This window comes from Allostigmatella hybrida, assembly GCF_020103775.1.
Taxonomy (GTDB): Bacteria; Myxococcota; Myxococcia; order Myxococcales; family Myxococcaceae; genus Hyalangium; species Hyalangium aurantiaca.
Genome location: NZ_JAHXBH010000003.1, coordinates 430687 through 453999, shown reverse-complemented (window position 1 = coordinate 453999; position 23313 = coordinate 430687). Strand labels below are relative to the sequence as shown.

Annotated in this window: 17 protein-coding genes; 12 read left to right on the top strand and 5 right to left on the bottom strand. The window is 71.5% G+C overall.

Translation table 11 applies throughout. From position 1 onward, the window contains the following. Positions 1–51 precede the first annotated feature (51 nt). From KY661_RS08840 to KY661_RS08825, 4 genes are all read left to right on the top strand, one after another. Positions 52–1707, top strand: coding sequence for a TolB family protein (locus KY661_RS08840; protein ID WP_225409778.1), 1656 nt, complete (start codon positions 52–54; stop codon positions 1705–1707). Positions 1708–1855: 148 nt separating this feature from the next. After that, complete coding sequence (locus tag KY661_RS08835; protein ID WP_225409777.1) at positions 1856–3682, top strand: hypothetical protein; 1827 nt, start codon at positions 1856–1858, stop codon at positions 3680–3682. After that, positions 3679–7269, top strand: a complete 3591-nt coding sequence (locus tag KY661_RS08830) for a flagellar motor protein (protein ID WP_225409776.1) — start codon at positions 3679–3681, stop codon at positions 7267–7269. Before KY661_RS08835 ends, KY661_RS08830 begins: the two co-directional genes overlap by 4 nt. Then, positions 7244–9400: a hypothetical protein gene (locus KY661_RS08825; protein ID WP_225409775.1), complete on the top strand. Its 2157-nt coding sequence runs from the start codon at positions 7244–7246 to the stop codon at positions 9398–9400. The genes KY661_RS08830 and KY661_RS08825 overlap by 26 nt, the downstream gene beginning before the upstream one ends. A 16-nt stretch (positions 9401–9416) precedes the next feature. Here the strand turns inward: KY661_RS08825 and KY661_RS08820 are convergent, their stop codons facing one another. After that, complete coding sequence (locus KY661_RS08820) at positions 9417–10844, bottom strand: response regulator (protein WP_225409774.1); 1428 nt, start codon at positions 10842–10844, stop codon at positions 9417–9419. Between the two features lie 28 nt (positions 10845–10872). Between KY661_RS08820 and KY661_RS08815 the strand changes: the two genes are divergently transcribed. The 4 genes from KY661_RS08815 (at position 10873) to KY661_RS08800 (ending at position 14796) form a co-directional block, all read left to right on the top strand. After that, a complete protein-coding gene (locus KY661_RS08815) occupies positions 10873–11259 on the top strand; it encodes a VOC family protein (RefSeq protein ID WP_225409773.1) in 387 nt (128 codons plus the stop codon). Between the two features lie 62 nt (positions 11260–11321). Next, a complete protein-coding gene (locus KY661_RS08810; RefSeq protein WP_225409772.1) occupies positions 11322–13109 on the top strand; it encodes a GspE/PulE/PilB domain-containing protein in 1788 nt (595 codons plus the stop codon). Positions 13110–13138: 29 nt separating this feature from the next. Next, complete coding sequence (locus tag KY661_RS08805) at positions 13139–13510, top strand: YccF domain-containing protein (protein ID WP_225409771.1); 372 nt, start codon at positions 13139–13141, stop codon at positions 13508–13510. Between the two features lie 77 nt (positions 13511–13587). Continuing rightward, complete coding sequence (locus KY661_RS08800) at positions 13588–14796, top strand: glycoside hydrolase family 5 protein (RefSeq protein WP_225409770.1); 1209 nt, start codon at positions 13588–13590, stop codon at positions 14794–14796. 11 nt (positions 14797–14807) lie between these two features. On the opposite strand, the gene KY661_RS08795 is transcribed toward KY661_RS08800, so the two are convergent. Together KY661_RS08795 and KY661_RS08790 are read right to left on the bottom strand one after the other, a co-directional pair. Next, positions 14808–16529 carry a serine/threonine-protein kinase gene (locus tag KY661_RS08795; protein ID WP_317987235.1) on the bottom strand — a complete coding sequence of 574 codons (1722 nt, stop codon included), beginning with the start codon at positions 16527–16529 and terminating at the stop codon, positions 14808–14810. Between the two features lie 114 nt (positions 16530–16643). Continuing rightward, positions 16644–17972 carry a trypsin-like peptidase domain-containing protein gene (locus KY661_RS08790; RefSeq protein WP_225409768.1) on the bottom strand — a complete coding sequence of 443 codons (1329 nt, stop codon included), beginning with the start codon at positions 17970–17972 and terminating at the stop codon, positions 16644–16646. A gap of 172 nt (positions 17973–18144) precedes the next feature. Between KY661_RS08790 and KY661_RS08785 the strand changes: the two genes are divergently transcribed. Further along, positions 18145–19116, top strand: coding sequence for an ATP-binding response regulator (locus KY661_RS08785; protein WP_225409767.1), 972 nt, complete (start codon positions 18145–18147; stop codon positions 19114–19116). 1 nt (position 19117) lies between these two features. Here the strand turns inward: KY661_RS08785 and KY661_RS08780 are convergent, their stop codons facing one another. Together KY661_RS08780 and KY661_RS08775 are read right to left on the bottom strand one after the other, a co-directional pair. After that, a complete protein-coding gene (locus KY661_RS08780; RefSeq protein WP_225409766.1) occupies positions 19118–20155 on the bottom strand; it encodes an agmatinase family protein in 1038 nt (345 codons plus the stop codon). Positions 20156–20196: 41 nt separating this feature from the next. After that, on the bottom strand, positions 20197–21186 hold the full coding sequence (locus KY661_RS08775) for an NAD(P)H-quinone oxidoreductase (RefSeq protein WP_225409765.1): 990 nt from the start codon (positions 21184–21186) through the stop codon (positions 20197–20199). Between the two features lie 97 nt (positions 21187–21283). Between KY661_RS08775 and KY661_RS08770 the strand changes: the two genes are divergently transcribed. From KY661_RS08770 to KY661_RS08760, 3 genes are read left to right on the top strand one after another with little or no spacing between them, the layout of a single operon-like run. Further along, on the top strand, positions 21284–21487 hold the full coding sequence (locus KY661_RS08770; RefSeq protein ID WP_225409764.1) for a DNA gyrase inhibitor YacG: 204 nt from the start codon (positions 21284–21286) through the stop codon (positions 21485–21487). Then, complete coding sequence (locus tag KY661_RS08765) at positions 21484–22215, top strand: tyrosine-protein phosphatase (RefSeq protein ID WP_225409763.1); 732 nt, start codon at positions 21484–21486, stop codon at positions 22213–22215. Before KY661_RS08770 ends, KY661_RS08765 begins: the two co-directional genes overlap by 4 nt. Positions 22216–22231: 16 nt before the next feature. Next, positions 22232–23308 (top strand): lysylphosphatidylglycerol synthase transmembrane domain-containing protein, encoded by a 1077-nt coding sequence (locus KY661_RS08760; RefSeq protein WP_225409762.1) that lies wholly within the window; start codon positions 22232–22234, stop codon positions 23306–23308. Positions 23309–23313 lie beyond the last annotated feature (5 nt).

Below are 23313 nucleotides of genomic sequence, written 5' to 3'. Positions count from 1 at the left end.
AGAGAAAGAAACGCTTAGGTTGTAATGGATACCTCGTTGTAGAGGTTTTCCATGTTGCGACTCTTTCTCGTTTTCCTGGGCGTTCTGGCGGGAGGTGCGCAGGCCGAAGGCGTGGGGGCGCCCCTGGTGGGCACCCGCCGGGCGGTGAATGCCGGTCCGGGCCACCAGTTCGAGGCGCACGTGAGCGGCTCGTGGGCCGTGTACACGCACTGGATGCAGGGCGTCAGTGAGATTCGCTGGCACGAGCTGTCCACGGGCGAGCAAGGGGTCATCCCGGACAGCAGCGGCTTTGACGTGGTCGCCGACGTGAGCGGTGACGGGGTGGTCTTCACGCGGGTGACGTCGGCCAGCTCCGTCTTCTTCTACGACTTGAAGCAGCGGGGGCCTCCGGTGGAGCTCGCCCCACGGCCCTCTGCCCGCCGGCGGGGGGCGGTGATCGGCCAGCGCACCGTGGCGTGGCAGGACTACTCCTACGCGCCGCAGACCTTGCAGCCGGAGATCGCCACCGTGGATCTGGAGAGCGGTGTGCTCACGCGCCTGACGGACGATGATCTGCCGGACCGCACCCCCATGGTGAGCCCCGATGGGCGGGTCATCGTCTGGACGAAGTGTGCCCAGCCGTTCGACTGCGACATCTGGGAGGCGGTGGCGGGGGAGGTGGGGTTCACGACGCGGGCGTTGACGGGCCCGCAGGGGGACGAGTCTCAGCCGCAGACCAATGGCGAGGTGGTGGTCTACACGAGCCGGCGCATCGAGCAGGGGATACCCACCCAGGACATCTACTGGCAGGCCGTCGGAGGGGGGCTGGAGTACCGCCTGGCGCTGCCCGGCCTGGACTCCCGCCCCGTGCTCAGCGGCTCGCTGCTCGCCTTCGAGTGGAGGGATCCGGCGGCGCCGTTCCCCAACCCGGAGATCATGCTCTTCGATCTGAGGACGCACACGCTCTACGCCCTCACGAACACCTTCCGCGGCGAGTCCCTCAACGACATCGGCATGGACGCGCGCGGCCAGGTCCATGTGCTGTGGACCACGCAGGAGAACGGGTTCGATGTGCGGGCGCTGACCTTCCAACAGCCTGCGGGAGGAGGGCGGGACATCCCCTCGGGCTGTCCGGGGCTCGAGGCGGCATGCGCGGACCCCGGGGGGCGGCCGTTGCTGTCCTCCGTGACGCTGCGGCGCTTCAGCGGCGCCCCCCAGCGGTTCCAGGCGCTGTTTCCCGCCTCCGGCCAGGGCCTGCTGTGCGTGGACAATGGCCATGAGGGGACGGCCACCTCCCTGGGCTGGGTGAAGATCAACGGCACCGCCGTGCTGGATCCCTCCGCGTTCCAGAAGGAGCCCCAGCTCCTGGCCAAGCAGGTGGCGTTCGATGGCCGCGTGCAGTTGGAGGCCCTCATCGATGGGCCCTCGGGAGGCGCCTTCCGCATGCGCCTCTATGATGATTCGAACGGCGGCTCACTCTGTCAGCAGCCCGTCCCGGGGGAGGAGATCCTGCCGGGAAAGACCGTCGCGCCTCAGGTGTGGGGAATGGCCGAACCCGTGGGGAGGGACGTCCTGAGCGAGACGCCCCAGGTTGCCCACGGCGGCTGCAGCCAGGGCGGAGGCGGGCCCATGGCACTGGCCGTGTGGCTGGGGCTGGTGGGGCTCGCGGGGCTCTGGCGCGTGCCGGTGCGCGCGCGCCGGAGGAGATCCGCCCCCCCTGCACGATAGGATTTCGGGGAGCCGTTGAGAGCTTGTAGAGTCCAAGGCTCTGAACCGGCTCGTTCCTGTCCTGCTCCTGTTGCTTGGTCCCGCAGCGCTGGCGGAGACGCTCGACATTCTCGGGCCCTCCGAGGCCGTGCCCCCGGAGGGTTTCTCCGTGGCACTCGTGCTCCGCGATGCCGCGGGGATCCCAGGCGCCCTGTCTTCGCCCACGCTGGTGGCCGAGGAGGCCGAGGTGCGTCCGGAGCCGGCGCCTGCGCCCTTGCGCTCCTACCGCATCCTGCCCAGGCCCGGCGCCCGGAGCGTGGCGCTGCGGGCCCGCGCCGGGCCACTGCACGCCCAGGCCCAGTACGTCATTGGTCCGCCCGCCTCCCGGGTGGAGCTGGCCCTGGAGCCGGCCGCGCCCGTGAAGGGGCGGGACACCGAGGCGACCCTCACGGTGCGGATGCTCCGGCCGGACGGCTCCCCCGAGGATTCAGGAGCCCCTCCGGTCGTGCGGACCAGCGTCGGCCGGGTGGAGGAGCTGTCCCGGAGCGGCCCTGGCACCTACCGGGCCCGCTACCTGCTGCCGAAGACGAACTACCCGGAGGTGGCCATCCTGGTGGCGCTCTCCTCGTGGCCGCACCCGCAGTCCATTCACGGGGCCTTCGGCCGGGTGGTGGTGCCCCTGGCCGCCGCGGTGAATCTGCCGGGCGAGACCGAGCCCGAGGCGAACATCTCCATCGTCATCGCGGGGGTGAAGTACGGCCCGGTGCAGGCGGCGCGCGACGGGAGCTTCCGGGTGCCCGTGGTGGTGCCTCCGGGGCACCGCATGGGCCAGGGGTTGATCGTGGACCCGGCGGGCAACGTCCAGCGCCGGGCGATTGATCTCGGGCTGCCGCAGACGGACGGCCTGGCCTGCGTGCTCAACCCGCAGCGGTTGCCCGCGGATGGAAGCGCGCGGGCGCGGATCCTGTGCGCGGCGAGCGATCCGATGGGCCAGCCGGCCCCGGATGCGCGCGCCACCGCGAAGGCGCGCTACGGCACGCTCGACGGCCCCCGGCGCGCCGAGGGCGGGTTGCTCGAGTGGCTGTACACCGCCCCCCGGCACAGGCCCTCCGAGCCCGAGCGCATCCTGGCCGCCTGGTCCCGCGGGGGCGTGAACTCCCAGGAGGAGATGACGCTGCAGCTCGTGCAGGGCCCCGCCGAGCGGCTCGCCCTGGCGCTGGGCGTCCCGCAGGTCTTCCTGGGCGCCGAGGTGCCGGTCGCGCTGGCGGTGGCGGATGGCTCCGGCCAGCCGCGGCCCGGGGCGCAGGTGCTGCTCGGCGCGCCCCTGGGCACGATGTCCTCGCCGCGCGAGGAGGCGCCGGGGAAGTTCCAGGCCACCTGGACGCTGCCCCCGGAGGGGCCCCTGGGCGAGGTGACCGTGACGGCGCGCGCGCTGGGGCCGCCCGGGTCCGAGCCGGCGCGCATCTCCGCCTGGATGTCGGGTGGGGCGCTCCAGTTGGGCGTCTCGGATCTGGCCGGGCTGCCCATTCCCCAGCAGCCGCTGCGTGTCGGCGGACAGGAGTGGCTCACGGGCGAGGATGGGACGGTGAGCGTGGGGGCGGTGAGCACCGGGAAGCTCGAAGTGGTGCATGGGGTCTGGCCGGGCCTCCACAAGACGATCCACGTGCTCGCGCAGGGCGGGCCCGTGTACCCGGAGGATCCGCCGCTCATCCCCGCGCCGGTGGTGCGGCAGGTGCTCGTCCAGCCCGCCATCCCCGTGCTCGTGCAGCTCCAGGTGGAAGGGGCCCGGGTGACGTACTGGGTCGAGGACCTGAAGGGCCAGGTGCTTCCAGGCCGGGCCGTGCACGTGGCGCTGTCCTCGGGACACGCGGCGGCCACGGAGGTGCGGGAGGGGCGCACGCGGTTCACCCTGGCGGGCGCCCAGGGCACGCCGGTGAGCGTCTCGGTGGCGGACGTGGCCACGGGCGTGACGGCCCTGGCCGAGGTGAAGCCGTGAGGGCCTGGAAGGCCTGGGCGCTGGGCGTGGCGCTGGTGCCCGGGGTGAGCTGGGGCCAGGTGCCCGTGGCGGATCCGGTGACGCTCGCGTCCTCCCTCGCGGGCCGGGTGTGCGAGGACCGGGACGGGGACGGGCGCTGCGGTGACGGGGAGCCCGGGGTCGCGGGCGTCCGGCTGGTGCTCGCCACGGGGCGCGAGGTGCGCACGGACACTCACGGGCGCTACCACGTCACGGGGGTGGATGCCCGGAGCCCGGAAGCCGTGGGTGGCATTCACCTGCGCCCGGGCCGGCACCGCCTGAAGGTGGATCTGCGGACGGTTCCCGCCGGGGGCCGCGTGAGCCCCGAGGCCGTCACCGTGGAGGTGCCCTGGGGCGCGGCCGTGCTTCAGGACTTCGCGGTCCGCCAGAGCCAGGAGTCGCTGGGTGCGCTGGCGCTCTCGCACCCGCAGGCGCCTCCCCAGGCCGAGGTGCGCGAGGGGGGCGTCTCCTTCACCGTTGCCGGACAGGCCGCCCCGGGCGATGAGGTCCGGGTCTCGGGCCGCCCGGCCCAGGTGGATGCCTCGGGGCTCTACCGCGCGGAGGTGGCGCTGCGGCCCGGAGCGAACGTCCTGGACATCGTCGCCGTGTCCCCCGGCGGCTCGGTGCGCCTGTCCCGCCAGCGGGCCGACGTGGTGAAGCAGGGCGAGGGCCGCTGGCTCATCGCCCCCCGGGCCCTGGAGCCGCTGGGCCAGGTGCGGCTGCCCGCGGGCCGGGGCGAGCCGGTGCCCAGCGGTACCGTCTCGCTGCACGTGGAAGCGGTGGAGGGAACCCGGGTCCGCCTGCGGGGCGGGGAGTGGGGCGTGGGCGCCCAGGGCAGCGTGGAGGTGCCCGTCACGCTCGTGCCGGGGCCCAACGCGGTGGACGTGGAACTGGAGCGGCCGGGCGAAGCCCCCGGGAAGTACACGGTGGAACTGGTGGCCACGGCGCGCCCCTTCATCGTGGGGTTGCTGGATCTGGAGGGCAGCTATTCGCCTGGAGATGGGCGTTTCCAGCTCCTGGGGCGCGGCGCGGCCCATGCCGAGGCGCGGCTGGGGGCCTTCCAGCTCCTCGGCGAGGTGGACCTGCGGGACACGGACTTCCGGACCCTGCATGGCGGGGACACGGCCTCGGGCTGGCTGCGGCCCCGGTTGCCCGAGCGCCTGGAGCGCAGCCCGGACCTGGAGTTCTCCATCGAGGAGTGGGCGGACGACTCGGTCAGCCTGACGCCCAATGCCCCGGAGGGGCGCCTGCGGCTGGAGATCCAGCACGACACGCATGGGCGCGCCGGGTTCGGCACGTACCGGGCCCTGATGGCGGAAGGGGAGATTGGCCGCTACCACCATCCGCTCTTTGGCCCCTTCGCCGAGCTGAAGGCGGGGACGGGCGCGCTCCGGGTGGGCGTGGACGCGTTCGCCGGGGGCATGAGCGATCCGGTCCGGGGCGTGGCCACGCGGCCGGCGCACGAGGAGCTGCGGGCCACGGGCGGCAGCCTCTACTTCCTGGGGGCCTCCGCCATCGTGGAGGGCTCCGAGCTGCTGCGCGTGGAGTACCGCGACGGGCTCACGGGCCTGCCGCTCGCGGAAAAGCACCTGGTGCGCGGACGGGACTACGAGCTCGATGCCTTCTCGGGCCGCATCCTGCTGGCCCGGCCGCTGTCCTTCATGGCCGGGGCGTCCGGGTTCGGCACGGATGCGCTCACGGCGGCGCCCGAGCCGGTGCTCGTGGCCGACTATGCCGCCATCGAGTTCGCCGGCGCGCGGGATGCGGTGGGCGGCGAGGCCTGGGCGGAGTGGCGCGGCGCGCGGCTGACCCTGGGCGGGGTCCGCGAGCGGCGCGTGGGAGCGCCCTACCAGCTGCTCTCGGGACGGGCCCAGGGCACCCTGGGCGCCTATGCGCTGCAGGCGGAGGTGGCGAGCAGCAGCGGCTGGGCGGTGGGCTCGAACGTGTTTGGCGTCTCGGACGATGGCGGCCTGTCCTACCTGCGCCCGTCGCTGAACGGCGGGGAGGAGGGCGAGGCCCTCGGCCTGCGCGTGCATGGCCCGGGGCCTCTGGGAGGCGGCTCGGTGGATGCGGCCTTCCGGTGGCGGAGCCAGGGCTTCTCGGATGGGGCGCACCTGGAGACCGCGCTCTTCCGGCAGCTCTCGCTGCGGGCCTCCCAGCCGGTGGGGGCCTGGCGCTTCACGCTGCTCGGGGATGACCGCCGCTCGGCGGATCCGCGCGAGCCGTTCGAGGCAGGCAGCATCGCCGCCCGCACGCTCGGGGCCGGGGTGGGCTACGAGCGCGGCGCGTGGGGCGTGGGCGTGGAGGTTCGGGACAGCTGGCTGCGCGCCCCCGAGCTGGCCGGGGATGGCCCCGTGCTCGAAGGGGGCCGGACCTCCGTGGGGCTCCAGGGGCGGTTCCGGGTCCACGAGCGGGTGGTGCTCTCGGCGGGGCACCGGCAGGCGCTCGTCCAGCGGGGCGACGGGCCTGGGAAGTTGGATGACACGTTCGCCTCGGCGGGCGTGGACGTCACCCTCGATGCGGACACCACCGTGGGGCTCCGGGGCGGCTGGGGCCCGGAGCTGGGCCCCCAGGTGTGGGCGAACGCGGCCATGCACCGCGGGCCGGACGTCTACTACGGCGGCTACTCGGTGGACGTGGATGGGCCGGACTTCGGCGTGGGGCGGGCGGTGACGGGGGCCCGCACGGAGCTGCAGGACGGCACGAGCGTCTTCGTGGAGGACATCAGCGCGCATGACGCCAACACGGTGCGGCTGGCGCGGGCGGTGGGCTTCCAGCAGGCCGTCTTCGGCGGGTTCCAGGTGGGCGGGCGCTACGAGCGGGGCATCCGCCACCCGTTCGAGCTGCCGTCCTCTTTCACGCGCGACACGGCGAGCCTCTTCGGGCAGTGGGTCCACGAGCGCTTCCGGCTGGAGGGGCGGACGGAGCTGCGCCACGAGCGGGGCGTTCCCATCCGGGGCCCCCAGGTGGCGGTGGACCGGGTGCAGACGCTGGTGGCCCTGGCGGCGGAGACGTTGCTGCGCGAGGACCTGACCCTGTCGGGCCGCGTGAACTTCGCCCGCACCGGCGGGGCCGATGGGCTGCAAGGGCGCCTGTTGGAGGGCTCCTCGGGGGTGGCCTGGCGGCCGGGCCCCTGGCTGCTCGTGGCGCGCTACAGCCTCACCCGCGAGCAGGTGCCCGGGGTGCGCTCCGCGTTCGGGGAGCGCGTGCTTCAAGTCCTCTCCCTGGTGCCCGCGGTGCGGGTGGGGGACCGGTTCGCCGTGGCGGCGGGGCTCCACCTGGGCCGGTCTCGCCTGGGCAACGAGGCGGCGTGGGTGGGCACTGGAACACTTCGGCCCTCCGTGCGAGTGGTGGGAGGTCTGGAAGTGGGGGCGGAGGTCGCACGCCGCACGTCGGCCCGGGACGGCGAGTCGCTGTCGTCGGTCCGCGGGGAGCTGGGGTACCAGGTGGACGCGGGGCTGCGGTTCGCCGCAGGCTACACGGTGCTGGGATTCAAGGGTCTTGGGTTGTCTGGAGAGGCGCAGGATGAGGCGGACCGGTTCTATGTACGGGCGGAAGTGGCTTACTAGGACCCGGTTCCTTCAGTGGCTCGTGGTCCTCGCCGGGCTGCTGGGGCGCGCGCCCCTGGCGCAGGCGGCGCCGCCGACGATCGTGTTGATCGGGGACGAGGAGCTCTTTATCCCCGAAAGGACGGTCCAGCCCCAGACGGTCTCCTTCTCGGTGCAGGACCCGGACAATGATCTGGATCGGGTGGATGTGGAGATCTCTCCAACCCCGGTGGCCCAGGCCCTGACGTGGCGGCTCACGGAGGGAACCCCGTCCGGCACGAAGCTGCTTCACCTCACCACGGGCGTGGTTTGCAAGGACACCTCGTACACGGTGACCCTCATCGCCAAGGACACGGGCTCGACCCCCACGAGGCGGGCGATCACGGTCCAGGTGCTCCACACGGAAAAGCCCAAGCCGCCCGAGCTGAACCTGGACACCTCGGCGATCCGCGTGCTGCCGGATCCTGCCAGGCCGGTCACCATCGAGGTGAAGGCGCCTGCGTCTCCGGCGTGCGAGCTCGATACGTATGAGTGGACGGCCGTGACGGACGGGGCTCCGGAGCTCGTCACGGACGGGGGGCGGGGGGCCACCTTCCAGTACCCGGTGTCCGGGCAGTGCGAAAATTGGGGCAAGAGCTACCTCTATACGGTGAGCGTGAAGGACGCCGGCGCGCTGTCCTCTGACAAGACGCCGTTCCTCGTGCAGGTGATGCCCTGGGGCAAGCCGCTGCCGGCGTTTCCGTCCGGAGAGAAGCTCTTCACCTTTCAACCGCTGGAGACCGGGACGGTGGCGCCCGACCAGAGGCGTCAGTGCGCGGAGGAGTCGGTCTCCACGCGCTGGACGATCCTGGAGGGCACGTTGCCCCCGGAGGGGCTCCAGGTGCTCGACGAGGACAACGCCCCCGTCGCCCAGTGGCCCGTCACCACCGGAGAGCTCAAGTTCCGCGCGGAGACGTGCGTGGGCACCCGGCTGCGGCTCTCCGCGATGAACCGCGCCGTGGATGGCTCGGGCCTCGATGGAGAGGTCTCCACCTGCGAGGTGAAGATCGATCCCCAGTGGACGCCCTTGGGCAACGGACGGCTGGGCCTGGAGCCGCCCAGCGCCACGCCCTCCACCGTGGAGGGAAGCGGGCAGGTGGAGGGGCTCAACTGCCTGGAGGCGCGCGGCGGGGTGGAGGCGAAGCTCCGCCTGACGCGCGTGTCGGACGAGGCCACGGTGGAGCAGACCTTCAAGGTCCCCGGCACGTGGCAGTTCGGCCTCACGGACAACTGCGAGGGCGGCCTCTACCGGGTGACGGGCACCCTGTCGAAGAACGTCTATGACTGGGAAGCCGGTGGCGGCCTGGCGCCGGGCGAGGAGGAGGCCACGGCGGCGGAGCCCGTGCTGGTGCAGGTGCCGCCGCTCGAGGTTCATCTGGGGTCCCTGGGTGCGTCGCAGCTCGTCGCCTCCTGTGGACAGGGGGCGCAAGGCATCCTGCGGCAGCCCCTGCCTGAGGGCCCCTGCTCCGCGGCGGCGGTCCTCTGGTCGCAGGCGTCCGGGCCCGCGCTCAGCCAGCCGGTGCTCCGAGGGCAGGAAGTCAGCGCGTCCATCCAGGAAGGGGAGTTCGGCGCGCTCATTGGCAGCGAGGTGGAGCTGGACGTCCGGGCGGACACCCCGGGAGGCCAGACGCGCCGCCAGAAGGTGACCATCGCCGCGGCCCCCTTCGTGGCGGTGCACCGCGTGAGCGAGCACCGCTCCGGCTCCGAGACGAGCCTCTTCGGCGTGGCCGTGGAATTGCGCAACACCACCGCCTGCGGCGTGAGCGAGGTGCAGCACGAGGAGCGGCTGGAGGGGCTCGACTACGTGGAGGGGAGCGCCCGGCTCGATGGCGCGCCGGTGGAGGCGGTGTGGGGGGAGGGCACGCTGACGGTGAGCGGCCTGGCCCTGGAGGGCGGCGCTACCCGGACGCTCACCTACGTGGTCCGCCCCCACCTGCTCGGGCAGATGGCGTTCTCGGGGAGCAGCTCCCTGCGGGACATTCCCGTCTCCTTCACTCCGGAAGAGGACGCCGAGGCCTCGGGCTTTGGCTGTGAGGGGACGGGCCCCGGATTCGCCGCGCTGGGGCTGGCCGCCGGGGTGCTCGTCCTGCGCCGCCGCCGCCGGGAGGGCTGAGCCCTCCGGGCAGGGCTCAGAGCCCGAAGGTGATGCGGCGCCGGCTGGGCTCTTCGCGCCGCTCTTCGAGAATCCCCATCAGCTCCAGGCCGTGCAGCGTGGCGAGCGTCTCGCGCTCGGACAGGTCCGTGAGCGTGAGCAAGTCCTCCACCGTCTTGCTGCCATCCGAGTACGCCAGCAGCATCGCCTGGGGGCCCGACAGCCGCAGCTCGTGCAGCGCATAGGGCGGATTGGCCGTGGGGAAGAGCCGGCGCGGGGCGGCCATCTTCTGCCGCAGCGTCACCAGCGTCTCCATCTTCAGCACCCCCTCCAGCAGCAGGTCCCCCGGGAAGATGGACAGCTTCACCCGCCCCGAGCGCTGCAGGCGCATGGGGCTGAAGCCGTAGTTGCCCTCCGTCCAGCCGAAGGTGGACCAGAGAATCTCCTTCACCTGCTCCTCGACAAGCTGGCGGTGGCGCTCGGCGTCCAGGAAGCCCAGGCGAATCATGGCCTCGCCGGTGCGCACGTTCTCCTTGGCGAGCGCCGCCACGGCCTGGAGCCCCTCGGGCGTCACCACGCCCCGGCGCAGGCTGAAGCGGCCGAAGCGCTCGTGGGCCAGGTTGGAGGCGGCGTACACCGGGCGGCCTCCCTCGAAGTAGATGACCTTGAGGACCTGGCCCTGCTTGAGCTTGAGCTCGCCGCTGTGGCGTGCCTCGTAATAGGCGTTGAGGAGCCGGGGAACGGTGGCTTCCTTGATTTCGCCCTCGAGCGACCAGTCGGGCAGGGTCCGGCGGCGCACGCGGGGGGCAGGCGCGGCCTCGGCCGGGGGGGGCTTGGTCCAGACCTTCTCGCGCTCGCCGAACGGTAGGAAGATCTCCGGCTCGGGCGGGGCCTCGGGCAGGGCGGAGGCGCTGGGCTCGATCGCCTCGTCGGGCTGCGGCAGGGAGGTGATTTCCCGGGGGCGGGAGGGCAGGGGCGGGGGCGTCTCCGCCAGCGCGGGCAGCTCCTCCACGTCGTCCTCGGGCACCAGCAGGTCCATCAGGTCGAGCACCGCCTCCTCGTCCTCCTGGGTCTCGGGGGGCGGGGGCGGGGGGAGCGCCACGGAGGGCAGCCCACACTTCTGTTCGAGGGCATCGAGCAGGGCATCCAGCTCGAAGGGCTTCTCGAAGAAGGCCCGGGCGCCGTGGATGTTGACGGCCTCCTGGGCGAAGCGGTCACCCTTGAACACACCGCTGATGGCGATGGCGGGGATGTCGTTGGGCACCAGGGCGGTGAGCACCTCGGAGCCGCGGATGTCGGGCAGCAGCAGGTCCACCACGGCCGCGTCGAAGGCCCGGGGGCGCAGCAGAGCGAGGGCCGCCTCGCCCGTATGGACCGCCTGTGCGTGGTGGCCCCGGCTCTGGGCAGCGGCCACCATCAGGGAGGCGAGTTCGGGGTTGTCCTCGATGATGAGCAGTCGCGCCATGGGGGGGCGAGACCATAGCATCCGCGTCATGGACGTTCAGGGCTTCCACCATGTGGCCATTCAGGCGAAGGACGTGGAGCGGGTGACCGCCTTCTACCGGGACCTGCTCGGCTTTCCCGAATTGACCCGGCACCACCGCCCGGATGGCACCCTGCGGAGCATCTGGGTGGGGGTGCCCGGGGGCTGCTTCCTGGCCATCGAGGCCGTGCCCGGCACCCCGGAGCCGTTACCCTTCCGTCACGAGCACCCGGGGCTCTTGATGCTGGCGTTCCGGATTCCCAAGGCGGGGCGGGCCGCGGCGGTGGAGTCCTTCACCCGGGCGGGGGTGGCGCTGGAGCACGAGACCCGGTGGACGTTCTACGTCCGGGACCCGGAGGGCAACCGGGTGGCGCTCAGCCATCACCCAGAGGACTAACCCAACCAGGCAGGGAAGGCCGCCTTGCACAAGGCGAGGGCCCACGGGTATCAAGGTGGGACATGCGCCTTGGGGAACTGCTCATTCAGGAGAAGCTCATCTCGCCCCAGGGGCTGGAGGAGGCGTTGGAGTCCCAGGTCGTCCACGGCGGGCGCCTGGGGACGAACCTGCTGGAGCTGGGGCTGATCGCCGAGAAGGACCTGGCGCGCATGCTGGGGCAGCTCCACGGGTGCGCGCATGCCTCCGGCGAGCTGGCGCCGGACCCCCAGGCGCTCAAGCTGGTGAACCTCAACGACGCGGACAAGCGCGACTACCTGCCGATGCGGGTGGACACGACGCGGCTGAGCCTGGCGGTCATCAACCCGCAGGACTACGCCATGCTCGATGCGCTGGCCTTCAAGACGGGCAAGCGCGTGGTGCCGGTGATCGTCCCCGAGTTCCGGATGAACCAGTCGCTGCGCCGGTACTGCAAGGCGTTCCGGCCGCTGCGCGCCGTCGACATGAACACGGTCCGCCCCTCGAAGACGCTCCAGGAGGCGTCGGGCGAGCCGGTGAAGCCCACCAAGGCCGCGGAGCTGATCAGCGAGGAGGAGTTCCAGACCGTCTACGCCCAGGCGCTCACCGGCGGTGCCCGGTCGGATCACCTCCACGATCTCCTGGAGGAGGAAGAGGAGGTCATCACCGGGGAGGAGGTGGCCTACGAAGCGGAGGCCGAGCCCGCCCACGAGCCCGAGCCTGCCCCGGCCGCGCTGGAAGCCGCTCCGGCCGAGGAGGCCGCGCCGGAGCTGGAGGCTCCTGCTCCCGCCTACGCGGCGGCGAGCGCCGAGGAGGAGGTCCTCACCGGCGAGGAGGTCTACGAGCCCACGGAGGAGTACGTGCCTCCCGAGGAAGAGGCCGCCTCCGAGCCGTCCCGGACCACCATCCCCATGTGGACGCTGCCCGCGGACCTGGACGCGGGCCAGCTGTTCGCGGATTCGCCGCCGGTCCCGGACGTTCCCGCGCCGCAATACGTTCCGCCGGTCCCGGACGGGCCGTTCCCCGCGCCCCCCGAGCCGCTCCCGTTCATTCCGGATCTCACCCAGCCGGCCCCGGCGCACCGGCCGACGCTGTCCTTCATCCCCGTGCCCTCGGATGTGGCCGCGCCCCCGGCGAAGGTGGCGGCGCTCCCCCCGGTGGCCCCGGTGGTACCGCCCGTGGTGCCGCCCGTGGCCCCGGTGGTGCCGCCCGTGGCCGCCCCGCCCCGGGCCCGGGTGCCCCTGCCGCCCATCGCGAAGGCCCTGCCCGCGGTGCCCGGCAAGGCCGCACCCCGGAAGGAAGCGGCCGCCCGCCCCGCGCCGCCCCCGAAGCTCTCGTTCGCCGAGGCCCAGGCGCAGCTGGCCAAGAGCATCGACCGCGAGGACGTGGCCACCACGGTGCTGCGCTACGCAATGGGAAAGTGGCGGCGGTGCCTGCTGCTGTCCGTCCAGGGCAGCCTGGTGACGGGCTGGCATGGCATGGGCAAGGGCGTGCGGGAGGGAGCCGTGCGCCGCATCGGCGTCGCGCTGCGCGAGCAGAGCACCTTCCGCCTGGTGCGCGACACCCGCTCGCACTACGTGGGCCCCGTCCGCCGGGATGCCGCGATGGCCGTCTTCTACCGGCTCCTGGGGGCGGACAAGCGCCCGGACCCCACCTACCCGAAGACGGCGGTCATCTTGCCGCTGCTCGTGCGCGGCAAGGTCGTCCACCTGCTGTACCTGGACAACGGGCCGGACCAGCTCACGCCCCCCACCGACGTGGGCGAGCTGCTCATCCTCGCCCAGAGTGTGGCCCGCTCGTACGAGGCGATGATCCGGCGCCGCAAGAGCGCGTGAAGCGGGGGCGTCCGCGTTAAGCTCGCCCCATGCGCTTGCTCCTGAACATCCTCTGGGTCGTGCTCGGCGGAGGCTTCATCATCTGGCTGGAGTACCTGATTGGCGGCCTGCTGCTCTGCCTCACCATCATCGGGATTCCCTTCGGGGTGCAGTGCTTCAAGCTCGCGGGGCTTGGGCTGCTGCCCTTCGGCAAGGACATCTCCGATGCGCCGGGGGCTAGCCCCGTGGGCTGCGTGCTGAACGTCTTCTGGATCCTCGTGGCGGGGATCTGGATCTTCCTCAGCCACCTGGGCCTGGCCCTGGGACTGGCCGTCACGGTCATCGGCATCCCCTTCGCCATTCAGCACGTGAAGCTCGCCATGCTCGCCCTGGCGCCGTTCGGCAAACGCGTGCGCCCGTAAGCTCCGGGGGTTGGAACAGACAGGAATCGCTGGTAGAGAGGATTTCCCTGTTTAACCAACTTCTCCAGGAGTGCGTCATGCTGAGACGGCTTGTGACCCTTCTGCTAACCGTGGGGCTGGCCAGCCCCGTGGCGGCACAGGTGCCGGGCGTCAACATCGCGGGCGCGGAGTTCAACGGCAGCGCCATGCCGGGCATCCTGAACAAGGACTACACGTACCCGAAGACGTCGGAGATCGACTACTTCGCGGCGCAGGGCATTCAGCTGTTCCGCCTGCCGGCAAAGTGGCGGCGGCTCCAGGCCACCGTCGGGGGGCCGCTGAAGGACGAGTACACCGAGTACCACAAGTCCATCGACTACGCCCTGGCCAAGGGGTTCGTGGTGGTGCCGGACATCCACGACTACGGGTACCGGGTGAGCACGCTGCTGGGCACGGGAGAGGCGACGCCCGTGGCGTTCGCGGACTTCCTCCACAAGCTGCTCGGCAAGTACAAGACCCAGCCGAACCTGTGGATTGGCCTGCAGAACGAGCCGCACAGCCACACCGCGCAGCAGTGGTTCACCTTCGTTCAGGCGACGGTGACGGAGCTGCGCCGCCTGGGCTTCCAGAACAAGATGCTGGTGCCGGGCACGGCCTGGACGGGGGCGCACTCGTGGGTGAGCAGCGGCAACGCGGCCGCGATGGCGAACTTCCAGGATCCGCTGAACAACTTCGCCTTCGAGGTGCACCAGTACCTGGACTCGGGCTCGGACGGTGGCGACGGCACCTGTGACGTGAGCTCGAACAACCGCATCGACAAGGTGGTGGCCTGGGCCGCCGCCGAGGGCGTGCAGCTGTTCCTGGGCGAGTTCGCCGCGGGCACCTTCGCGCAGTGCATGCCCGAGCTGACGGCGCTGCTCACGAAGATCCACGCCCATCCGGAGATCTGGGCGGGGTACGCGTTCTGGGGCGGAGGCAACTGGTTCGGCGGCATCGCGAAGTACCACTTCTCGCTCAACCCGACGAACGGCGTGATGAGCCCGGTGCTGACCCAGTACCTGGAGGCGATGGCGCTGGCCCAGCCCGCGCCCCAGCTCGACATCATGCTGAACGATCACATCCTCAAGGTCTACGTGGGGGGGACGGAGGTGACCTGGAACGCGGCCCTGACCATCGTCTCCAACACGGCCGGGGTGCAGTGGGTGCGCAAGGACAAGGGCACCTTCGCGTATACCCAGCCGGGCACGGTGACGTTCCGGATCGAGTACCAGGGCGCCGTCGAGGAGCGCACCCGGACCCTCCCGTAGAAGCGGCGGCGCTACTCCGCTTCCGTGTCCGAAGGCGGCTCCTCGAAGTCCACATCGAACACGAGGCGCTGGCTGGGGGTGAGCTGGAAGTTCTTCTGCCAGCGCGCCCCGTCCACCGTGACGAGGAGCCGGTGGAAGCCCTCGTACAGGTCCAGCTCCTCGATGGGGGCAATGCCGATCTTCCGGCCATCCACCTGCACCAAGGCCCCCGGGGGCGCCTTCACGGTGACGAAGCCCTTGTTCAGGTAGATGCGGTGCGTGGTGCGGCCCGTGGGGTTCACGGTGAGGGTGCGCGACGTCTGGATGCCCAGGGACGCGCTGCTCAAGGAGATGACATGGCGGCCCGGCGGGAGCGGCGCCGACAGGGGCGTCCGGCCCAGGGTTCCACCATCGGAGAGCCCGGCCTCCACGCGGGGATCCACGATCAGCTCCAGCACGGTCGTCACCCCGGCATCGACGCCCCCATCGGGCGTCCCGGCGTCTGCGAGCCCGAGGGCATCCGCCGAAGCCTCCGGGGGAGGCTCCGAGGCATCCGTGGCGGACAGCGAGTCCAAATAGGAGCGGAGGTTGGGCGGAAGCTGATCCCGAGAGACGACGACGGCCGCCGCGGACGCCAGCGCCAGGGAGGCCACCACCAACGAGATGCGAGCGCCCCGGGAGGACTTCTTGGCGGGAGGACTCGCGGGAGCCTGCGGACTCGCCGCAACCGGCGCCACGGGAGCCGGTGGCACGGCGGCCACGGCCGGAGGCGCCGGCGTCACCGCCTGCGGGGCAGGGGCAGGCGCAGGAACTGGAGCCGCTGAAACAGGGGCCGCGGCAGGAGCCTTCACCGCGGGCGGGGGCGCCACGGCTTTCGGCGCGGCCGCCGCCACCGGGACGGGCACAGGCGCGGGGAGTCCCTCGCGGCGGACGACATCCGCGATCCCCAGCTCGAGCACCTTGGCCCGGGCGCCGCGCGCCTCATCCTGCGCGGGGAAGAGCTTGTTCATGAAGGCCGCGACGACATCCGTCTCGGGCAGACCGCCCATCGCCTCCACGATGGCCTCGCGCAGGGCGAGGGCGGAGGGATAGCGCTCCTGGGCGCGCTTGGCGGTGGCCTTCTGCACCACGGCATCGAGCGCGCGCGGGATGGGCGGGGGCAGGGACGGCAGGGCCTCGGTGAGGGTGGCCGTGTCCGCGTCCTTCGCGTCCTTGAAGGGCACCTTGCCGGTGAGGCACTCGTAGAGGGTGAGGCCCAGCAGGAAGACATCCGTCTGGATGTTGACGGCCTCGCGTCCACCGAGGAGCTGCTCGGGGGCGCTGTACTTGCGCCGGTTGCGGACGCGGCGGCCCCCGCGCTCGCGCGGCGCGACGCTGAGGGCCCCATAGCCCGTCACCTTGCACATGCCCTGGAACGAGATGATCAGCGTCTCGGGGCGCAGGTCGCCGTGCACGAGCGGCGAGCCATCGTCATTGCCCGCCATGTGCGCGTAGTGAACGCCCAGGGCGGCGTCTGCCACCAGCCTCGCGGCCAGCGGGGGAGGCACGCGCGGGGTGACTTCCATCACCCGGCGCAGCGTCTCACCGTCCGCGTACTCGGTGATGCGCGCCAGCCCCTGCTCCAGCGTCACCAGGCCGTGCACCCGCAGGATGTGCGGATGATCAAAGACGACCGCGCGCTGAGTTTCCCGCCGGAGCTTCGCGGTCAGCTCCGGATCCTGAGCGATGTCTTGCGGCGCCCAGATGAGCACCACGGGGCGAGGTGAAACACCTGCCTCGAGCGCGAGACCCAGGAAGGCACGGGAACCTTCTCCTGACAGCAACGGCCCGAGAGATTGATAGCGAACCTGACTCATGTGAGGCACATGCTAAAGGCGTTGGCCCTGGAAAGGGAGGGTGACGTGATAGCCATACCTTCCCCGGCGCACGAGCAACAACACGCTACGGCCCCGTCGCGCGCTGAGCAGCGCTTCCCTGAAAGCATCCAAGCTGGCGACCGGCTGATTGTTCACTCGCAGGATGACATCCCCCGGTTCCAGGCCGATTTCTTGGGCCGTGGAGCCCGGCCGCAGGGCCGCGATCGCGAGCACGCCGCGCACCTCTTTCATGCGCAGTCCCAGCCGCTCCCAAGCAAGCGTTTCCACGAGGCGGGAGGGGAACTCCACGGGGGTCACCTGAACGCTGCGCGTGCCGCGTTCGCGGAACAGCGTCAGCCCGAAGCTGGAGCGCGCCGGATACCCCCGCACGCGGGTGTCGAAATCCTCCGCGTCCGCGATGCGGGAGCCACCCATCTCGGCCACCACGTCCCCCCGCTTCACGCCTGCCTGCTCCGCTGGGCTGCCAGGCTCGACGGCGGCCACGAGCGCGCCATAGGTCCGGTCCCATCCGAGCTGGGCCGCCAGCTGGGGAGGCAAGTCCACGGCCTCGATTCCCACCCACGCGGGGCGCACCTTTCCGAAGCGCGTCAGCTCCTCGACGATGCGCCGCACCTTGTCCGCGGGGATGGCGAAGCCGATGCCCTGGGCGCTGGCGAAGATGGCGGTGTTGATGCCGATGATCTCCGCGTCCACGTTGAGCAGGGGCCCGCCGGAGTTGCCCGGGTTGATGGCCGCATCCGTCTGGACGAAGTCGTTGTAGACGCGCCCATCCTCGGCGCGGAAGGTGCGGCCGGTGGCGGACACCACGCCGGCGGTCACCGTCTTGGACAGGCCGAACGGGCTGCCGATGGCGATGACCGTCTCGCCGATCATCAGGTCCGAGCTCGTGCCCAGCTTCGCGGTGGGCAGCGGCTCGCGCGCCGTCACCTTGAGCACCGCGAGATCATTGCCCGCGTCGCTGCCGAGCACCTCGGCATCCAGCGTCCGCCCATCCTCCAGGACGACGTGGATGGCGGAGGCCCCGCGGATGACGTGCTCGTTGGTGATGATGATGCCCGCCGCATCGACGATGACGCCGGTGCCCAGGCCCTGGATGCGCCGCCGCTCCTCGCGCCCGCTGAAGAAGTCCTCCAGCACGGAGCGCCGGCCCCCGCGGAAGCGCGACTCCACCTCCTGCTCGGTGCCGATGTAGACGACCGCGGGGGAGGCCTTCTGCACCACCTCGACGATGGCATCCCGGCGGCGGCCCATGTCGGCCTGGGCGCCCGAGGCCACCAGCAGCGCGGCCATCAACCACCACCCCTTACCCACGACTCTCATTCCGTACCTCCGTGCACACTGCCGTGCCTTGCGAACGACGGCTGGACTGTCGAGAACCCGCCAGCATTCCCGGCCCCCCCCTGGATGCGAAGCGCAACGCTCGCATAAATCAAGAAATCGTCCGGAGCAGCGGGTTGCGGGTGCCCGCGCTGGGGGAGCGAGGAGTTGTCGAATGAGTCTCGTCCTGGTTGCGGACGATGAGCCGGCGGTGCTGGAAGTCCTCAGTCACGTAGTGGAAGACCTGGGCCATGACGTGTTGTGCGCCCGGGACGGGGAGGAAGCCTTCGGGCTGGCGAAGATCCGCAGGCCCCAGTTGGTGGTGACGGACCATGTCATGCCCCGGCTGAGCGGGCTGGAGCTGTGCCGGCGGCTGCGCGGGGATGAAGTCCTCAAGAGCGTGCCGGTCATCCTGCTGAGCGGGGTGCTGCCGCATGGGGCGCCCGAGGCCTCCGCGTTTCTCCACAAGCCCTTCGAGATCAACGACTTCGAGGCGCTCATCCGCCAGTCCCTGGCCCAGGTGCCGCCGCTACCGGCGGGGGCGGAAGCCCTGCCCGTGGAACAGCTGAGCCACTGGGTGGCGCAGACGCTCCAGGGCCCGCTGGCGGTGGCGCGCGAGCAGCTTCAGCGGCTGAACGGGGCGCTCCAGGTGGACCGGCAGGCGCTGATCACGCTGGGCGCGCAGCTGCGCTCGCTGGAGTTTGCCGGCCGGAACGTCCAGGAGGCGGCGCGCCTGGCCTCGGGCAACGTCATGTTGCAGCGGGTGCCGGTGGACCTGACGCCGTGCCTGCGGCTCGCGGTGGAGGCCTGCCAGGCGGAGCGGCCGGACCTGTCCTTGCGCCTCACCGTGCCCGGGGAGCCCGTGGTGGTGCGCTATGATCCCGAGCGCATCCACCAGGTGTTCGACGCGCTGCTGGCCAACGCCCTCCAGCGGGGGGCGGGGCAGGGAGAGGTCCGCGTGGAGCTGAGCGTGTCCAGCACCGTGGCGTCCGTGCGGGTGCGGGACGAGGGCCCGGAGCGCCAGGAGGGCGAGGGGCTGGGGCTGTACATCGCCTCGGAGCTGGCGCGCCTGCATGGCGGCGCGCTGTCCGTCGAGTCCCACCCCGGCAAGGGGGTCACCTTCAGCCTGCTCTTGCCGAGGGACTGAGTCAGGCGCGCTGGGACTTCAGCATCCAGCCGATCATCTTGTAGAGCAGCCGCGCGCCCACGTTGCCGTCCCACTCGCCGCCCTCGGGATCCGGGGCCACCTCGGTGAGATCGAACCCGACGATGGTGCGCCCCGAGCGGACCACGCCGGAGAGCAGGGCGATGGCCTCCGGGAAGGACAGGCCGCCGGGCACCGGCGTGCCCGTGTGGGGGCAGAGCACCGGATCCAGGCCGTCGATGTCGAAGGAGAGGTACACGTGCTCGGGCAGGTGGGAGATGATCTCGTCCACCTGCCGGTTCCAGGGCACACCATCGAAGCGCCGCTGCTGGAGCGTGGCATCGAAGTAGGAGCGGATGCGGCCCTGGGAGTCCTGGATGACCTGGTTCTCCTCCTCGCTCATGTCGCGGACGGAGACCTGGACGAGCGACTTCACGCCCGGGATGCGCTTCACCACGTTGTACATGATGGAGGCGTGAGACCAGGTGAAGCCCTCGTAGGCGTTGCGCAGGTCCGCGTGCGCGTCGAGGTGGAGCACGCCCATGCCCGGGTACTTCTCCGCGTGGGCCTGGATGATGCCGTAGGAGATGGAGTGGTCCCCGCCGACGGCCCCCACGCGCTTGCCCTGCTCGAGCCAGTGCTTCGTGGTGCGGTAGACCGTGTCGTTCATCTTCTCGCAGAGCTGATTGACGTCATCGGCGGCGGCCTGGAGCTCCGGCTGGGAGGGGTTCACGCCCCCGGCCTCGATGACCACCTGGGCGCGCTCCTTGGCGCGGGTGTTCCAGGCGCGCAGCTCCTCGGACTCGGGGAGCAGGGCGATGCCGCGCTCGTAGGGGCGGCCGGTCTCCACATCGAAGAGGTCTACCTGGCGGCTCGCCTGGAGCACGGCGGCGGGCCCTTCCGAGGTACCCCCGCCGTAGCTGGTGGTGGCCTCGAAGGGGACGGGGACGAGGACGACGTGGGCCTCCTCGGGAGAGTGGGGAAGACCGAAGATGCCGGAGTCAGCGCCGGCGGCGGCGCCGGGATCGAAGTGGGTAGCCATGGCGCGGCGCAGGATAAAGGCCTGGCCCTGCTTCGCAACTCTCACCCCCAGCGAAGGACGACCTTTCCGACCGTTTCATTGCCCGCCAGCCGCTGGAGCGCCTGCCGGATGTCCTGGATGGGCACCACGGCGTCGATGACGGGCTTGAGCGCCCCGGAGCGGAACAGCGGCAGCAGGTGCCGCTCGGCGGCCTGGGCCACGGCGATCTTCTCCTCCAGGGGGCGGCTGCGCAGCGTGGTGCCAGTCATCCGCAGGCGCTTGGAGAGGATGAGCCCGAGGTTCACCTGCGCCTGGTTGCCCGCCACGAGCCCCACGAGCATGGCCCGGCCCTGGAAGGCCAGCGCCTCCAGGGTCTCCGGGACGTAGTCGCCCCCCACGAGATCCAGCGCCAGGTCGGCCCCGGCGCCACCGGTGGCCTCCCGGACGGCCTGGGCGAAGCGGGGAGGGGAGCCCGGGACGTGGAGGGTGCGCTCCACGCCCCACTCCCGGGCACGCTCCAGCTTCGAGGCGTTGCGTCCCGTGCCCACCACGCGGGCCCCCATGGCCCGGCACAGCAGGGCGGCCGCGGACCCCACGCCACTGGCCACGGCGTGGACAAGCACCGTCTCCCCGGGGCGCAGGCCGCCCTGGAGCACCAGGGCATCGAACGCCGTGAGGTAGACCTCGGGGAGGGCCGCCGCGTCCGTGAAGTCCAGGCCCTCGGGCAGGGGAATCGCCTCGCGCTCATGGACGGTGAGCTGCTCGGCCCAGGCCCCGCCCGCCACCAGCCCCATGACACGGGCGCCCGGCTGGAAGCGGCGCACCCGGGAGCCCACGGCCACCACCTCACCGGCGTACTCGAGGCCGGGGATGTCCGGGGGGGCGCCCGGGGGCGGCGGGTAGTGGCCCTTGAGCTGGAGCAGATCGGCCCGGTTGAGCGCGGTGGCGCGCACCCGGACGAGCAGCTCGGAGGGGCCAGGGGTGAGGTCCGGCCGCTCCTCGAAGGAGAGGACCTCGGGACCGCCTGCGCCGGTGGTTCGGAACACGTGCATGGGACACCTCGGCGAGAAGCCTGGTTGCTCTCCAGTGGGGGCAGCGAACTCCCTGGCCCAGGAGAGCCTCACGGCTTATGAAGCCTGGGAGTCCATCATGTCGCGTCCTGCCTGCCCCATCTGCCAGAAGCCTTCCGCCCCCCGCGCGGAAAATCCCTCCTATCCGTTCTGCTCCCGACGGTGCCGGGCCGTGGACCTGGGCCGCTGGTTGGGCGAGGAGTACCGGGTCCCGGATCGCCAGATGGACGAGCGGGAGGACGAGCTGCCGCCGGGCTATCCCGAGCGGGGCGGCGACGCGTGAGCGGGTGGGTTGACCTGCACTGCCACCTGCTGCCGGGGGTGGACGACGGCGCGAAGACGCTGGAGGCCAGCCTGGAGATGGCCCGGGCGCTGGTGGACCTGGGGTTCTCCACCGTGGCGCCCAGCCCGCATGCCCGGCCCGAGTACGCCCCCCGGGAAGTGGTGGAGACGCGCCTCGCGGAAGTGGGCGCGGCGCTGGAGCGCGAGGGCATCGCGCTGACGCTGGGCCGCAACGCGGAGAACGTGCTCGATGACGCCTTCCTGAAGGGGCTGGGAACGCCCGAGGCCCGGATGCTGGGGGAGGGCCCCTACGTGCTGGTGGAACTGCCCTACACGGCCCCGGTGCCGGCGCTGCTGGACATCCTGTTCCGCATCCGCCTCAAGGGGGTGAGGCCCGTCATCGCCCACCCCGAGCGGTGCCAGGAGTTCGCGCGCAAGGGCCGCGCGGCCGAGGCCGTCCGGGCCGGGGCCCTGCTTCAGATGGATGTGGGGGCGCTCATGGGCCGCTACGGGGGGCCTGCGAAGAAGCAGGCCCGGGCCTTCCTGGACGAGGGGCTGTACACGCTCGCCGCGACGGACCTACATGCCCCCACGGGCGCCCGGGACTGGGTGGGGCGGGCGATGGCGGAGCTCCGGGGGCAGGTAGGAGAGCAGGCTTTCGTCCAGCTGTTTCGGGAGCATCCCCGGCGGCTGCTCCTGGGAGAGCCGCTGGAGTCCATGGAGGAGTGACGGTATACCCGCCGCCGTGAAGCGTGCCGTCAAGCTCGTGGCCAGCGTGCTGGTCACCCTCCTGTTCTCGTGGTGGGCGTTCCGAAACACGGACTGGCGATCGCAGTGGGCCAGTCTCCGCTCGGCGAACTACCTCTATGTGCTGCCGTACTTCGGCATCCTGACCCTCATCCACGTCTTCCGGACGTTGCGGTGGGGGTGCCTGCTGTCGGGGATCGAGCGGGTGCCGTTCCGGCCGCTCAACCAGGCCTCGGGCATTGGCTTCATGATGCTGCTGGTGATGCCGTTCCGGCTGGGGGAGTTCGCCCGGCCGTACCTCATCGCCCAGCGCACCTCCATCCGCAGCAGCGCGGCGATGACCTCGGTGGTGCTCGAGCGCATCACCGACGGGCTCTTCGTGGCCACGCTCCTGCGCGTGCTGCTCTTCTTCATCCCCACGGAGACGCCGGAAGTCCGCTACGTGAAGCTGGGCTCCACGCTGATGTTCGCCGTGTTCGGCGGCGGGCTGGCGTTCCTGCTCTTCGCGCGCTGGCAGCATGACCGCGCGGTGCACCTGGTGCGCCTCACGGTGGGGCGGTTCGCCCCGGCGCTGGCGCACAAGATGGCGGACGTGGTGGATGGCTTTGTCGGGGCGATGCGCCAGCTGCCCAATGCGAAGCAGCTCACCTTCTTCTTCCTCTACACCTTCGCCTACTGGGGGCTGAACGGGGCGGGCATGGCGCTGTTGTCCCGGGCCTTCAGCTGCGCGGGCTCGGTGGACCCCTCGTGCCAGCCCATGACGCTGACGCTGTTCCAGGGCTACGTGGTGATGACGGTGCTGGTGGTGGGGCTGATGATTCCCGCGGCCCCGGGGATGATGGGGACGTTCCAGGCGGCGACGAAGGTGGGCATGAGCCTCTTCCTGCCGGCCTCGGTGGTGAACTCCAGCGGCCTGGCCTACGCGAACGTGACGTGGCTGTGCCAGACGGTGCAACAGGTGGGCTTCGGCCTGCTGCTGCTGTCGCTGGGGCACCTGTCCTTCCGGGACATCGCCACGAAGATGGACAAGGACGAGGAGGGGGACGAAGGCGAAGCCTCGGCCCCCACGGCCTGAGGCCG

What these genes read in the sequence shown, in the direction of transcription:
- KY661_RS08840 (WP_225409778.1), top strand. Translation starts at nt 52, where the DNA reads ATGTTGCGACTCTTTCTCGTTTTCCTGGGCGTTCTGGCGGGAGGTGCG.
- KY661_RS08825 (WP_225409775.1), top strand. Translation starts at nt 7,244, where the DNA reads ATGTACGGGCGGAAGTGGCTTACTAGGACCCGGTTCCTTCAGTGGCTC.
- KY661_RS08820 (WP_225409774.1), bottom strand. Translation starts at nt 10,844, where the DNA reads ATGGCGCGACTGCTCATCATCGAGGACAACCCCGAACTCGCCTCCCTG.
- KY661_RS08815 (WP_225409773.1), top strand. Translation starts at nt 10,873, where the DNA reads ATGGACGTTCAGGGCTTCCACCATGTGGCCATTCAGGCGAAGGACGTG.
- KY661_RS08810 (WP_225409772.1), top strand. Translation starts at nt 11,322, where the DNA reads ATGCGCCTTGGGGAACTGCTCATTCAGGAGAAGCTCATCTCGCCCCAG.
- KY661_RS08805 (WP_225409771.1), top strand. Translation starts at nt 13,139, where the DNA reads ATGCGCTTGCTCCTGAACATCCTCTGGGTCGTGCTCGGCGGAGGCTTC.
- KY661_RS08800 (WP_225409770.1), top strand. Translation starts at nt 13,588, where the DNA reads ATGCTGAGACGGCTTGTGACCCTTCTGCTAACCGTGGGGCTGGCCAGC.
- KY661_RS08790 (WP_225409768.1), bottom strand. Translation starts at nt 17,972, where the DNA reads ATGAGAGTCGTGGGTAAGGGGTGGTGGTTGATGGCCGCGCTGCTGGTG.
- KY661_RS08785 (WP_225409767.1), top strand. Translation starts at nt 18,145, where the DNA reads ATGAGTCTCGTCCTGGTTGCGGACGATGAGCCGGCGGTGCTGGAAGTC.
- KY661_RS08780 (WP_225409766.1), bottom strand. Translation starts at nt 20,155, where the DNA reads ATGGCTACCCACTTCGATCCCGGCGCCGCCGCCGGCGCTGACTCCGGC.
- KY661_RS08775 (WP_225409765.1), bottom strand. Translation starts at nt 21,186, where the DNA reads ATGCACGTGTTCCGAACCACCGGCGCAGGCGGTCCCGAGGTCCTCTCC.
- KY661_RS08770 (WP_225409764.1), top strand. Translation starts at nt 21,284, where the DNA reads ATGTCGCGTCCTGCCTGCCCCATCTGCCAGAAGCCTTCCGCCCCCCGC.